The sequence below is a fragment of the Gracilimonas qinghaiensis genome, assembly GCF_046602855.1.
In the GTDB taxonomy this organism is placed as follows: domain Bacteria; phylum Bacteroidota; class Rhodothermia; order Balneolales; family Balneolaceae; genus Gracilimonas.
This window is the reverse complement of the sequence record NZ_JBKINJ010000001.1, coordinates 1495565-1508469: the sequence shown is the minus strand read 5'-3', so window position 1 is coordinate 1508469 and position 12905 is coordinate 1495565. Positions and strand designations below refer to the sequence as shown.

Sequence of the window (12905 nt, the reverse complement as noted above, 5' to 3'; positions counted from 1 at the left end):
CGTTCATGTTAATCCTTATGGGTTATTTGTTAACGTATCTCTTGTTGTTGTCAGTGTTTTTAGTGTATCAGTGCTCGACGTTCGATCTTCATTTGTAATTACCCCGAAACAGGCACATTACCGTTCGTTCGAGCGTTTTCTAATACAACTGTGCTTAATTGACAAGTATAAAAGTAAGGCCGAAAACAAGGAAAATCAATTATTCGGTTAAAATTTCTTAATTGATGTAAATGTGTAATTATTACACACTTAACCCGATTGCGAAGATAATTGCGAGAAAACAATTCGTCCAATTAATGTAAAAAAGAGATTCGCTTAAATATTTTTCGGGTAAGAAAGGGAGTCAGGAAGTGCAAAATAAGCTGATCAAAATGGACACAGAAAGTATAGACATAAAAAAAGGAGACGGACCCCTCCGTCTCCCTATAACCTCCAACACCCTAAAAACAACGGCCAGATTAGATATGCAAAGATACGCCTCTGGCGGAGCATTTAGTAGTGTGGACTCATAATATAAAGAAAGTGTGAAGACTTCGCAATAGTTAATTGCGAGATTTTTTCCGGCGCACACATGTTCATTAAAATCGTGTGTTCACGTTACGTGTACAATACAAAATACTGAACATAAAAAAAGGACCAACCGGTTAGGGCTGATCCTTGAGCGTTCACTTGTCGGGTGAGTTCCGGCGGGGCCGGTTACATAATTACATAGCTCAGGACGATCATTAACATCGCCACGATCTCGGCATTCCACACAACGTGTTCCTTATCGTATAGATAAAGCATCGGTATGGACATTGCCATTAATACTGTGGTGATCCATATACCTTCGAGGACGATGAATCCTAAAAAAGCTGAAACAATGGCCCCTACGACACCTACCAAATGCACGTACTTCGTATTTGCGCCGGTACTTTGGTGGTTAAGGGTGATGCCAGTGAAAGCAAGTCCGGCCATCGTAAGGAATCCGTACGCGCCCATTCCGTGTAACAGGTTGAGAAACCCGATTAACGATAAGAAGACTACAAAGAGGATACGTTCACGGCGACTAAACCTGTAGGTTGACTGTGATATGCTCTTGAGCTTACCGAATCTGTGTTGGACGAATGCGACGTACGCCATAAATATAACTAACTGTATAAGAGCTACTAAGGTCATGAGTTAACGTGTAAAGAGATTAATATTACTGTTATATAGATGATACCCCAAAATAGGGCGATTTTTGTGTGGTCCTTCATTCTGTTAAATAGTCTTCTGAAAAGTTCTGGTTGATAAAAATAGGGGTGTTTGGACCCACGTAAGCCTGTACGACGTTGAAATCGAAGTATTCAAGGGCTTCTTCGTATGACATACCGTCTTCCTGTAAGATTTCGATACACCGGTCAGCATCATAAACCAACCTCTCTTCATAGTAGTCGACCCCGACGATTGCGTTGTCGAAACCTTCCGCTTTTAACGGACCTGTTGATATAGTGTTAATGAGAGCATTGTTGATCTCTCCTGACGTGGTTAAATCTTCTGCGGTAATAGTTGCTGACATGTTAAATGTGTTGTATGGTTAGAAAAATAGAGTACGGGCCACAGTCAGCTATAAAAACTGATCTGTCGGGGTTCTTCGTTTGTTTTGTACACGAGAACGACCAATACCCTTTATTGTATATGACGGCTTTAATTCTCAACATCGTCTTGACTTTCAAAGTGCATTCTCACTTGGTTGGCCGGTATGATGGATTTTAAATGATCGTTCCACTTTACCATCTTCTCGTGGTTCTTTTCGAGTAGTTCCGGCGTTACCGGTTCGGTCTTCTGTAATGGTTTCCCATCCACTCCTACTAATCCACTCATAGGGTCGCCTGTTTGATTCCGGAGATACGTTTGAAGTTAAATCCGTCGTCGTCATCGTCAAGGTTGGATACGGCGAATAGGTCCTCATAACTGGTGGACTCAATGACTTCCTCATCCTTATCGATACACACATTCGTCTGTCCGAATACGGCTGTTGAAAGGTCCGCACATACACATGTACAAATACCGTCTTCTGTGATTACTTTATTTCCTACTTTAAATTTCATAGCATTCTCATTAGTTCATTGGTAATTTTAGTTCGAGGATCAGTTATTTTAGCACTGTTCCAGTTCTGCGGAAAAAGAATCGCCTTTCCCCCAGCGCGTCTGAATTTTTCGACGTTGCGTTCACTGTCGTCGATCAGAATACGCGCCGGTCCCGCGAGGTGTTCTTTGTGGGGCGTGATGAAGAACTTTCGGTGTAATTCAGAGGGAAGGTTTTTCTGAATCCACTTCATTTTACCTGACAGGCAGGAAGGCGATTGGGAGGGAGAGGTACATAAGTACAAATGATCAGTAAACATCAAGAAGTCGATAAGACCATCGGTCCACGGATATTTATCCATTGTAGACCAAAACGCCTCACCGTATTCATCAATATTCGCCCAGAACTCAGACGGGGAGATACCAACATAATTGGCAATGTCCCAATTATCGAGTTCCGACAGATTGGTTTGGGTTAACCGTGCATACTGTCCAACGAAGTCACAAATGACTCCGTCCATATCGAGATATATCTTCTTGTGTGCTGACATAAGTGGGTGTTGGAGGTTATAAATGCGGGGACCCAAGTAATCCCTGATCTTTTTTGTTTACGGCGAGTGAAGGCTAAACTCGTTACTGGCACATTAAAGTGGGGACGAACGATGCAAAACTGCGTTGATGGGTAGAAGCCATCTGCACGTTCAACACCCCCCGTCCTTTGTACGCCCAGCAGGGATCGAACCTGCGACTCACGGCTTAAAAGGCCGTTGCTCTACCAACTGAGCTATAGGCGTATGTCCCGTCAATCGGGGAAAAGACGGGGGTAAGGTGCTTAATACTTCTCTGGTCATCTACTACCAGTATAAATCATAACTGTAAGCAATAATGATTAAAACTATAATTATGACTTCCCATTTTGGGAGAGCCGAAAGTAGGATTCGAACCTACGACTTATCCCTTACAAGGGGACCGCTCTGGCCAACTGAGCTATTCCGGCTAATGCCACACAGAGCTTCAGGAATGTGTGGTCGGTGTAAGGAGGTTTACGAGTATATGGGGACCCGCCTGAAGATCACCGTATACTATTCAGTAATTTCCTTTAGTCTGTTTTCGAAACGAGTGAGTTTCTTGATCTCGGTATTGAGTTCGTCCACTTTCTCGGTTTTCTCGTCGATCATCGCGTCGTACATATCGACGGTGTTCATCTTCTCTTCGAACAAATTTTGGGCCTTGTTCTGTGTTTTCTGACGAGAGTCGATCAGTTTCAAACGGGCCTTTTCAATAGCGTTGAATGTTTTGGTAAACAAACCAAACGCTTTATCGATGGATCGTTCAAGTAGATACTGGTTTACGTTTTCTTTGATTCCTTTTATCGTTGGCATAGTTGAGGGGTTGGTGGTTAAAAGTGTTCTACGTCGTGTTCGACCATCTGAATGAGGTCTTCGTTTTCTTCTAATCTGTAACACAATTCGTACGATTCACCCATAAAAGGTTCCATCGCTTTGTTGCTCTCTTTAAGAGCCTCAAGTAAAGCCTGTGCTACATCTCTTTCGTCTGACATTAAATTGGGTGTTAGAGGTTATAGGGGTCTTTGGTTGCCCATGACGATTCGAATATACTACCCATCGCTCGTTTACCAATGAAATCCCCAGACAACTTTCTAAAAATCTTCAGACCATTTTAAAAACTGATAAAAGGAGTCACACTTTGATGAGCATATCAGTTGGTATAAGCAACTGTGGCGTGTGATCTTGAGGGTCGTTACGGTCTTTGCGTCCACCCATCGTGTACTTATAGAAAGGCTTATTTATTTTTCCGAATTCATGATAGTACAATCCATCGGTGAATTTGTAGAAAAGGTAGGTTGGAATCTCTGTTGACTCATACACTTTGATCGCTTCGAAGTATTTGGTTAATTCAACGACGATGAACTCGTAGTCAGTCATTTTTATGGACCTGTTCTTGATCTCACAAAACGTCTGGATTTCATACCGTTCGTTAAAATTACCGCCAACATCTTGGACTATGCAAAAATCAAAAGAATACTTACGGGGTAAGGCTTGCACCTCAACCCCCCAAGCTTCCTCAACGACAGATATGATCTCTCGTTCGTTCTTACGATCCTTTGCGGTCTCGTAAAGTTTACGGCGCTTATGTTTTTTGCGCCCTTTCTTTTTGCTCGGCATTACCGGCGCTTATGTTTAGGTCCGGTTACCCCTTTGTCGCGAATGGACTTTTTGAGGGGTTGAACACGAGCGGTCACTTTTTCCGCAACACGTCGTTTCTGTGACGGTGTTTTGGCTTTGTACTTCTTCTTAGCGCGACTCTTAGTCTGAGACTTACGCTTACGGCTTCCGCCATCGTACTTCTTACGGTTCTCTTTTCTGGAGACAACACGTAAGTTTCCGGCGCTGTTAGAACCGCCTTTACTCAGTGGTATCCGATGGTCAACTTCTTTACCGTCGCCTTTTCGGACCTTCCCTTTCTTCTCCATCTTACGTCGGGCCTTGTTACGGGTCGAGCGTTTCTTGATCTGATCGGGTTTACTGTGGTAGTTCTTGTACTCTTTCTTGTAGTCCCTGTCTTCGGGTTTTTGTGGCATAACTTAGTGGGTTATTGGTTCTGGAGTTATTGTTGCTTTCCCGTTGGCGACTTTGAATTTTATGAACCACGACCCAATACCTTGCGGTGAGAATTCACTTTCGACGGCCCATCCTGCGACGGGAGGTCCTTTGCCATCACCGTCACGTTTGTACGATGGTAACTGTAAGTGAATCTGTTTGTCGTAGTACACTTTACCGTGACTATTCACGCGTAGGCGATCCAGAGGGAAGTACCACTCGTTGTGCGTGTGTCCGGTACAGATAATGTCTGCATCTGGTAGGTATACTGATCGGCGTCCTGTTTTCAAGACCCCTTTGGTAACTGGTGCTGTCCCACCGCTTCCGTGATGGAAGTAAAGTTTCTTCGTGAATCGACCGCCACCGTTGACGTGTTCGAAACGGAAGAAAATGAATCCTCGGTATCCCCAACGCATAATGTTTGGGTTCTCTTTGGATAGTTTGTCGATGAGAGTGTTGAGCGGATTGTGGCCGGTATTCTTAATCACAGATGTTTCGTGATTACCAAGACCAAAGCCAATGGTGTTCTCGGCATACGGGCGGTAAAAGTCCGCCACGTCTTCGCTAACGGCGTCCAAATAATCAGAACGTTTGTACTCGTCCTTGAGGTCTTCCGGCGCACTGCGACGATCGTGCCGTCCCTGCATGAGATCGTACGTATCACCAAAGAATAGATTCTTGGCTCCACGTTCTTTTGATTCTTCCAAGTGATTTCTCAAAATCTCTCTTTCACACTTTACCGAATCGGCGTGGTGGTCAGAGGAAAGGAAGAATGGGAATTCGTCTCCGTGTTCGTATGCGATCCGAATGATCGTTACAAAATTGTTGACTTTTTCTACTGAAATCTTATTGTCGTTCATCGGTTACTCCATTTTGCTAATTCGGTCATTTCACGGTCCTGTTGGTCTTTACCGAATGAACCACCGAACAGGAAGTCGATGATGGTGTTAACTTTGGCGGACATTCCACCCCAGATGGCGGAGATAAGTGTCACAGTGAATTGACTAAAATCAATATCGTTCACTGCGGTTTGGTAGAGCATAGTCAAAAGTCCTGCGGTCAGGATCATAAACGACACCAAGAAGGTGATCGCAAATAGCTTTTGTAACTGGTCGTCTTTTTTGTAAAGACTCCGTGCGTCCTTTCTATCTTCGTAAGTCAGTTCTTGACTCTCGATGTCGTTGGCCAGCTTTTGTAAAGCGAGGTCTTTGTCTTCAGGGGATAGGTCAGCCCCAAGAACACTTTGAATGATGTTGCCGACGCCACTCTGGTTCATTGCGAAACTCGCAACTGATTCCAAAACGTTTCCGACATCACCACCTTTGTCCTTGAGAAATTTGACAATCCCCCATTCTTTTGGGGGTTTTGGCATTAAGTAGGGGGTTGGAGGTTGTTAAAAATTACTGAGTCTCGCCGTTGCGCTCTCGTTCCGCTTTTTTCTTTTCGAAACGTTTACGTTGACGTTCTTGAATCGGTAAATAATCCGAACCAAGTGTCGTAATCTTATCTTTTTGTTTTTGTGTTACTTCTTTTGCACTCATTGGTTTTCGTGTGTTAGTTGTGTATTCTGGTCCGACAACGCCTCCAGTAATGACTCTACGGCACGGTTGGCCCGTGGTAGGACATTCACTCAAAGCATCGTCCTTCATTGATTGAATCTTTTCGAATTTGGTTCCGTCTTCGCGTTTATAGATATACTTAGGCATGATGCAAATGATGGGTTAACACAAGTAGAGCGTCTGAAACTGCTTCATCTTTGTATCCAACGACTTTACCGTGATGGGTTTCTGGTTTATATCCTTCAGAGCGCCACATCTCGTTCATAGCCTCACGGGTTTGTATCTTATCGACGAAACGTACATCAAAGAACGATTTCTTACACGTCGACTCCAGATAAAATGTCGGGGCCTGTCCGAGCTTGTAAACACTAAATGCCGTTATGATGGAAACGACCATCGATAAGGCCCAACTCGCTTTGGCAGACTGACTGCCGTGAGGTTGTTCGGATACGACTTTTTCAATTTGGTATCTGTCACACACATCTTCGAGGAAACGAGAGTACAAATACATTTCGACAGCATTGCGCTCCGTTGTTTTCTTCAGTTCTTTTTTCTGTCTCTTCGAGATTTCACACTTAAAAGTGCCGTAAGCTATTATGGTTTCTTCGATGTCGTCGTACACGACCCATCCGGTAGCAGATTTGGAGGGATCAAGAATTAAGATATTCATTGTGTTCGTACATTAGGTCGACAATGTGACCCATATCGAAAACTGGCAGTAGTTCATACTCGCCTTGTCTGATGTAAAGAATGAACATCTCATCCTGTACAGGCAGATCGTATTGTTCTCTGACGATCTTTTTGTATATGCTCAGTTGTAGACAATAGTGGTAATAATTTGAGTCAGGTAACATTTCGCACGGGTAGTGCATCATCTTACCATTGTAACCTTCATACTTGATCTCTTTGTTTGTCTTAAAATCCATTATGACAAACTTGTCGTTCTCAGGGTTGAAAGCCAACCAGTCAATCGCGGAACAACGTTTAAGACGCTCATCGTATATGACCCATTCAGAAAGAACGGATCGGTAACCGAGTTTACCTTCTGCTTCGATAATACACGCGAGGTCTTCTTCATCGTCTATGATGAGACCGTCGTTAATGTAATCTTCGGCAAGCTTGTGAACGTGGTTACCATACTCGATGGCGTCGTCGCGTTTTTTGTCCCACTCAGCTAACACTTCTTCTTGAGTACGCCGGTCTCGACTGGCCACAAATTTTGATATACCATCACGATCGAACTTCTCGTGGAACTCTTTGATCCACGACGTTATTCCGTACCATTGTTCTTTCGTCCCATCTTCGGTAATGAACTCGTACTTGTGCTCATCCTCGTAGAACAGGACGTTTTTATTCCTTTCGTGATTTAATATTGCTTCTTGTGGGGTCATTGTTCGGGGGTTGGAGGTTTGATTCCAAATATAACCACTATAGAGCGTTACCCGAAGAAATCCTTAGACAACTTGAGTGATTTGTACATGTCCAGAAAAAAAGTTCCAGAGTTGTCAAGGGATATTCATGAATTGCGAGAAATGGTGGTTAACTTTGAAGCAAGGAAGAAAGAGAAAGGGGATTTAGGGGATTGAGTAAGAAGGAATGAAGACAACGAAACGAAACAGTTGACTAACTATTAGTCCCATCGAATCAGTTTATTTGATGTCCCGTCTATAAACTACTCTTTAAAGAATAGTTAACTACTCTTAGAAGAAAGTAAAGACTCTAAACTAATAGTGGATTTAGAGAAGTAGTCTCATCTTACTAAACAGTGTTCTAAGTAGCTCAAGTAATCAGTACAAAAAAGACTGATCAAAGGAACACCAAGTATGACAAACCCAAAGAAATGGAAATACAAATCCTTAAAGAACTGGCGAAAGAGTACGGATGGCTATTCTCTCTCGCCCTCGGAATAATTTATTGGCTATGGAAAAATTTTATAAAGAAAACTTTAGACGAGAACAAGCACCTTCAGAAGAAAGTCACGGAATATGGGGAAAAGTACGAAGCATCTTTGCTGGAAAAAGCGAGGGAGAAGGAAATCCTGTACGAACGAATAATCGAGATGGGCAGACACAAGACATCCACAGGCGAATCCAAAGACGAGAAATAAGAGAAAAACGTGCTCGTCTACGCTTAATGGAACTCTTAGGCGATAAAGCTACAATTGCGATGTACGCAAGTGGCGAAGTTGATGAGATTCTTATTACCGATAAAGAATTCCCGATCAGTGACGGATGGACCAAAAAACAAATTTACAGAGACGACGAAGTGGAGAAGTTTAAAATTTGGGCCAACGGATCGACACTAACCGCCCACAACCATTGGCAGAACGAACACGTTAAAGTTCTCGAAGGTTGTTTCATCATAAAGTTATTTGAATCGACGAACCCCAAAGATATAACCACTCACAAAAATGTACGTATAGTTGAACTTTGTGATGGTGACGATTTAGACATCCCTCCCTTTTTGTTTCACGAGATCACCGGTGAAGGTGAACTCATTAGTGTTATGCGCCCACCCTTGTCAGTAAGACCGGTCGAGTAATGTCAGACAACCCAAAGATTCCTTTTGACGCTTTCGGTTCCTTCTTGACCCGATCTCCGTACCTCTATCATATACGGTCAGAGGATAATCAGATCATTTCTTTTAAGGCTAAACCAGCCCAAGAAAAACTGTACGAAATTGTTCAGGAAGAGAAGAAAAGGACAAAAGACATTTACGGGTATGAACAAGTAAAATTGATCGTGTTGAAAGGTCGTCAGTTAGGTATCTCTACCGAAAAGGCGATGATCAATATGGATAATATGATCCAAGTCCCATTGTACAATACGTTGGTACTCGCTCATGATGATGAAACCACAGGATTATTGTACGACATCTATAAGAGATGTTACGAGAATATTCCCGAAAGAGTTGACATTGTCGATCACGAAGGTGAAACGATTAAAAGTGACCATCCCATCCGACCAGAGACCAAAGCTAAGTCTGGTAAGAAAATGGAATTTAAGATGCAGGACGAAAAAGGTCGCGATATAGGTGGCCGTTTGAATGTTCGTACTGCCGGTGGTGGGGATAACGTTGGTAAAGGTATTACACTTAACGCGGTACATCTCTCTGAAGTTGCCAACTATGACCATTTCAGGGATGTACTGAGTTCCACTTCACAGGCTCTCCCACGTAAGTCAGACATCTTTCTCATGCTGGAGTCTACCGCAAACGGAGTTTCCGGTAAGGGCGAAGGGTTCTATAAACTGTGGGAGAAAAGTGAACAACAGTGGACCCGTTACATCGAAGGGAAATCCAACCATTTTGACGGTTACCGTCCCGTGTTCCTTCCGTGGTACGACGACGATAAATACTCACTCCCATTAAGGGGTGGTGAATTAACTGACCTCGAAGGAATCGACTTTGGGACCATTGGTAAGAAAGACTTTCTACAACGCGAAGAATACTTGATGGACGAAATGGGTCTGTCGATTGAACAGATCAACTGGTACAGATGGTGTATCAAGAATAAGTGTTCCTACGATTTACAGGAAGCTTACCGGTACTACCCGACGTTTCCGAGAGATGCCTTCCTCGCTTCCGATTCCTGTTTCTTCAACACCACAGAACTTTACGATCTAAAAGAAACACTCAAGGACGAAGGCGAACGCGAACATTCCATTGGGTTCATAGACGAAGATATGAAATTCGTCGAAGATGCGATGGGTGATCTCAAAATTTACGACTTCCCAGACCCGATGTACGAAAATAGGTATGTCGTCAGTGCTGACCCATCCAGAAACGTGGAAGGGGCTGATTATGGGGCGATGATGGTGTTCGACAGACTTGAACAAAAGATCGTAGCCAAATGGCACGGTCGTATGGAAGAAGATGATCTGGCCCTCACAATGATGCGGATCGGGTATTTCTACAACCACGCCTTGTTAATCCCTGAAGGTAACTTGAGTACGGTAGTCAACATTCTAAAACCGGATGGGTTAGTTCCTTATCGCGGTGACGTGTTCTTTCAGCTTACAGGTAACAAACTCAAATTTGGTTACCACCAAGATAAGAAGACCAGAAAGGACCTCTTGGACTTTTACAAAAGCTGGATCAAAGACCACTACAACAAACTTCCCGATCTAAGCACCGTCGAAGAACACAACGATTTCGTGAAAGTGATGAAAAACGGAACCGTTCGTCCCGAAGCCCAAGAAGGCAGTAATGATGATCAGGTTTTTGCACTGGCGTTATGTGTATGGGGTTCAGAAAAATGGGAAGAAGAAGTCGCAAAAGTAAACGACGAAGGAACCGATTACGAAGAGATCATCAAGGTTGACTACAGTAACCGCAGGATCGGTAAGAAACAATCTACTCTTGGGAAAAAGAGAGGGTACAAATTCCCCAAATCAAACGCCCGACGAAAAAAGAATTCACACGCTAAACTTGGTAAACGATGAACATAACACATAGAAAAGATTTCAACAATTTCACCGACATGCCTGACAGCGAGGCCAAAGAATTGGTTTCCCGTTTCAGAGACACCGTCAACCAAGCAGAACGAGACCTGTCCGAAAGAGTGGATGTAGGTAAGCGAATGATGGAGTTATATAAGAACATCGTATGGGATGCATCCGATATGGCGTTCTTCGATTCCTTTGACGCTACCCCAATTGAATTTTCTGTAGCCAGACCATTGATCAATAACCTCATTTCCAAACAACGTAAGCGCCGGTTCTCTTATGAATTCGTGCCGTTGGACAACTTCAGTTACGATCGTCACATCAAGACTCAGGAAGAGTTCATTCAAAAGAATGCTGACCTATTCGATAACAGGGAAGAAGCCGAAGAGTTTTTCCATAATTATGGTGATGATAAATATGCTGAAATGATTACAGGACTCTTAACCAAGTTCAAATCGTTATCAGGTGGTAAGTGGAGTGAGAGTGAATCCTTCGAAGGCGGAGCCATAACAGGGGCAGATTTCCTTAAAGCGGATATGGACGTATACGGAAGACCACAATGGTCCCGACGTTCGCTTAACCGTATGGTGTGGGACACCAACGCGATTGAATACGATCTGTCTGACGCAGAGTATATCGGAGATAAAGTACGCTGGTACAAATCTGACATCAAATCCAAGTTTCCTGAGATCGGGGACCAAGTAGAAGAACTGTTTGAACGTTACACCCGATTAAGAAACAACAACAAATTTGAACCTAACAAACGTTGGGAAGCGTGGTGGAATTTCGACAATACAGATTCGATGCAACTCAAGGTGATGGATATGTATTACAAAACCACCGAGCCACGGTTCTTGATTATCGACGAAGAAACCGGCGACGAGACCTACGCCAAACATGATCAGGAAGAAGACGAGATTTACGACTCCCTTGCCATAAAGATGGTCCGAGAATTGACCGAGGATATGGGAGAGGAAGCAATGAAAGAGTTGAGCCGAGAGGACGCCAAAGAGCGAGTCTTGGCAATGGTCGAAGAACGGTACACAATCGAGAAAACATTCCGCGAAGTGTGGTACGAGATGGTGTTTTCATACAACACACTTTTCCTACACCAACGCACGACTCACCCGAAAGGCAAACACCCATTCACCGCATTCTTCCCTGTACATAACGACGGGAACTTCAGTGGGTTCTTGGAAGACATTGAAGACATCGTCATTGCGTTGAACAAGGCGCTGGCGATACGTGAGCTTATGATGTCCCATAGTGCAAAGGGATTAGTCGTTGTCGACGAGCAAGCCCTTGACGATTCAAATTTGACGCCCGATGACGTGGCCGATGAGTATACGAAGATCGGTGGCCTCTTAGTGATGAAGCTGAAGTACAACCGCACGATCGACGATGTGATGAAACAAATTAATACGGTCGGAGAAGGTATTCCGGCCATCAACAATATCATCGCCGATTACGACCAGAGACTATTTAGAATCTCCGGCGTGAACTTGGCCCAGCTTGGTGTGACTCAAAGCGAGACACCAACCTCCAGATACAAAATGCAACTTCAGGAAGGAGAGTCGACCAACGGATTGATCTTTGACAATTTCGTTAGAACACTTGAATCGTTCTATTCAGAACATGTGATCCCGATGTCCGTTCGGTACGCTAAAGAAAATCCGAGAGCCGTGGGCCGGTTGATCGGTCAGCGACTCGCTAAGTGGACGAAGGTAGAAGTCGACAGAGATTTTAACCTGTTCGAAAGTGCAATCAATTCTGGAGAATTCGCTTTCAGTATGCAACCCAGATCAGAAGACCCAACTCTTGAAAACGAACTGAACGCCAAGATGATGGAGATGGCAGTAGGCGGATTGATCCCATTAGAACTTGCTTTCGAATATTCCAATTCTCCCGACAGATTCGAGATCATCAAGAAGATCAAATTATTCCGCCGTCAACAAATGCTCGAACAACTACAGAACAAAGTTGATTACGAGAAGATCGTAGAGATCGTGTTGAACGAAGAAGGTGTGGACGCGAAGACCGCCGACAGCCTTATTAAGAAAACGAGATTACAAGCAGAACAACAGAAAAAACAAAAACAAAACCCCTCAACAAGTGGATTAGAACAAATTAAACAGTCAGCAAGCCAAACCAAAAAAGCTCAAAACATTGACAAGGCGACTTCACAAAACGCCTTGCGAACCTCGCAACAACCTTCAACTAACCCCAAGTAAA

The 12905-nt window shown here is 43.7% G+C and carries 18 protein-coding genes and 2 tRNA genes; 4 read left to right on the top strand and 16 right to left on the bottom strand.

Features of this window, described 5'->3' with window-relative positions; translation table 11 throughout:
* Positions 1-696 precede the first annotated feature (696 nt).
* The 16 genes from ACKGJO_RS06695 to ACKGJO_RS06620 form a co-directional block, all read right to left on the bottom strand.
* On the bottom strand, positions 697-981 hold the full coding sequence (locus ACKGJO_RS06695; RefSeq protein ID WP_411322637.1) for a hypothetical protein: 285 nt from the start codon (positions 979-981) through the stop codon (positions 697-699).
* A gap of 253 nt (positions 982-1234) precedes the next feature.
* Positions 1235-1540 carry a hypothetical protein gene (locus tag ACKGJO_RS06690; RefSeq protein ID WP_411322636.1) on the bottom strand — a complete coding sequence of 102 codons (306 nt, stop codon included), beginning with the start codon at positions 1538-1540 and terminating at the stop codon, positions 1235-1237.
* A 128-nt stretch (positions 1541-1668) separates the two neighbouring features.
* On the bottom strand, positions 1669-1845 hold the full coding sequence (locus ACKGJO_RS06685; RefSeq protein WP_411322635.1) for a hypothetical protein: 177 nt from the start codon (positions 1843-1845) through the stop codon (positions 1669-1671).
* Entirely contained in the window at positions 1842-2072 is a 231-nt protein-coding gene (locus ACKGJO_RS06680; RefSeq protein WP_411322634.1) for a hypothetical protein, read from the bottom strand. The genes ACKGJO_RS06685 and ACKGJO_RS06680 overlap by 4 nt, the downstream gene beginning before the upstream one ends.
* Positions 2069-2599 carry a 5' nucleotidase, NT5C type gene (locus tag ACKGJO_RS06675; RefSeq protein WP_411322633.1) on the bottom strand — a complete coding sequence of 177 codons (531 nt, stop codon included), beginning with the start codon at positions 2597-2599 and terminating at the stop codon, positions 2069-2071. Before ACKGJO_RS06675 ends, ACKGJO_RS06680 begins: the two co-directional genes overlap by 4 nt.
* 170 nt (positions 2600-2769) lie before the next feature.
* Positions 2770-2842, bottom strand: a tRNA-Lys gene (locus ACKGJO_RS06670).
* A 129-nt stretch (positions 2843-2971) separates the two neighbouring features.
* A tRNA-Thr gene (locus tag ACKGJO_RS06665) sits at positions 2972-3045 on the bottom strand.
* 85 nt (positions 3046-3130) lie between these two features.
* Positions 3131-3430: a hypothetical protein gene (locus ACKGJO_RS06660; RefSeq protein ID WP_411322632.1), complete on the bottom strand. Its 300-nt coding sequence runs from the start codon at positions 3428-3430 to the stop codon at positions 3131-3133.
* Between the two features lie 17 nt (positions 3431-3447).
* Positions 3448-3609, bottom strand: a complete 162-nt coding sequence (locus ACKGJO_RS06655) for a hypothetical protein (RefSeq protein ID WP_411322631.1) — start codon at positions 3607-3609, stop codon at positions 3448-3450.
* A 139-nt stretch (positions 3610-3748) separates the two neighbouring features.
* On the bottom strand, positions 3749-4234 hold the full coding sequence (locus ACKGJO_RS06650) for a hypothetical protein (RefSeq protein ID WP_411322630.1): 486 nt from the start codon (positions 4232-4234) through the stop codon (positions 3749-3751).
* Positions 4234-4650 carry an HNH endonuclease signature motif containing protein gene (locus ACKGJO_RS06645; RefSeq protein WP_411322629.1) on the bottom strand — a complete coding sequence of 139 codons (417 nt, stop codon included), beginning with the start codon at positions 4648-4650 and terminating at the stop codon, positions 4234-4236. The genes ACKGJO_RS06650 and ACKGJO_RS06645 overlap by 1 nt, the downstream gene beginning before the upstream one ends.
* Positions 4651-4653: 3 nt before the next feature.
* Positions 4654-5529 (bottom strand): hypothetical protein, encoded by an 876-nt coding sequence (locus tag ACKGJO_RS06640; protein ID WP_411322628.1) that lies wholly within the window; start codon positions 5527-5529, stop codon positions 4654-4656.
* Positions 5526-5945: a hypothetical protein gene (locus ACKGJO_RS06635; protein WP_411322627.1), complete on the bottom strand. Its 420-nt coding sequence runs from the start codon at positions 5943-5945 to the stop codon at positions 5526-5528. Before ACKGJO_RS06635 ends, ACKGJO_RS06640 begins: the two co-directional genes overlap by 4 nt.
* Positions 5946-6069: 124 nt before the next feature.
* Positions 6070-6375: an FmdB family zinc ribbon protein gene (locus tag ACKGJO_RS06630; protein ID WP_411322626.1), complete on the bottom strand. Its 306-nt coding sequence runs from the start codon at positions 6373-6375 to the stop codon at positions 6070-6072.
* On the bottom strand, positions 6368-6898 hold the full coding sequence (locus ACKGJO_RS06625; RefSeq protein ID WP_411322625.1) for a hypothetical protein: 531 nt from the start codon (positions 6896-6898) through the stop codon (positions 6368-6370). The genes ACKGJO_RS06630 and ACKGJO_RS06625 overlap by 8 nt, the downstream gene beginning before the upstream one ends.
* A complete protein-coding gene (locus tag ACKGJO_RS06620; RefSeq protein ID WP_411322624.1) occupies positions 6879-7619 on the bottom strand; it encodes a hypothetical protein in 741 nt (246 codons plus the stop codon). The genes ACKGJO_RS06625 and ACKGJO_RS06620 overlap by 20 nt, the downstream gene beginning before the upstream one ends.
* A 449-nt stretch (positions 7620-8068) precedes the next feature.
* Between ACKGJO_RS06620 and ACKGJO_RS06615 the strand changes: the two genes are divergently transcribed.
* Genes ACKGJO_RS06615 through ACKGJO_RS06600 form a run of 4 tightly spaced genes read left to right on the top strand, consistent with a single transcriptional unit; the run spans position 8069 to position 12904 of the window.
* Complete coding sequence (locus ACKGJO_RS06615) at positions 8069-8335, top strand: hypothetical protein (protein WP_411322623.1); 267 nt, start codon at positions 8069-8071, stop codon at positions 8333-8335.
* A gap of 26 nt (positions 8336-8361) precedes the next feature.
* Positions 8362-8769, top strand: a complete 408-nt coding sequence (locus ACKGJO_RS06610; protein ID WP_411322622.1) for a hypothetical protein — start codon at positions 8362-8364, stop codon at positions 8767-8769.
* Entirely contained in the window at positions 8769-10670 is a 1902-nt protein-coding gene (locus ACKGJO_RS06605) for a hypothetical protein (RefSeq protein WP_411322621.1), read from the top strand. Before ACKGJO_RS06610 ends, ACKGJO_RS06605 begins: the two co-directional genes overlap by 1 nt.
* Positions 10667-12904, top strand: a complete 2238-nt coding sequence (locus tag ACKGJO_RS06600) for a portal protein (protein WP_411322620.1) — start codon at positions 10667-10669, stop codon at positions 12902-12904. Before ACKGJO_RS06605 ends, ACKGJO_RS06600 begins: the two co-directional genes overlap by 4 nt.
* The last annotated feature ends 1 nt before the right edge of the window (position 12905 follow it).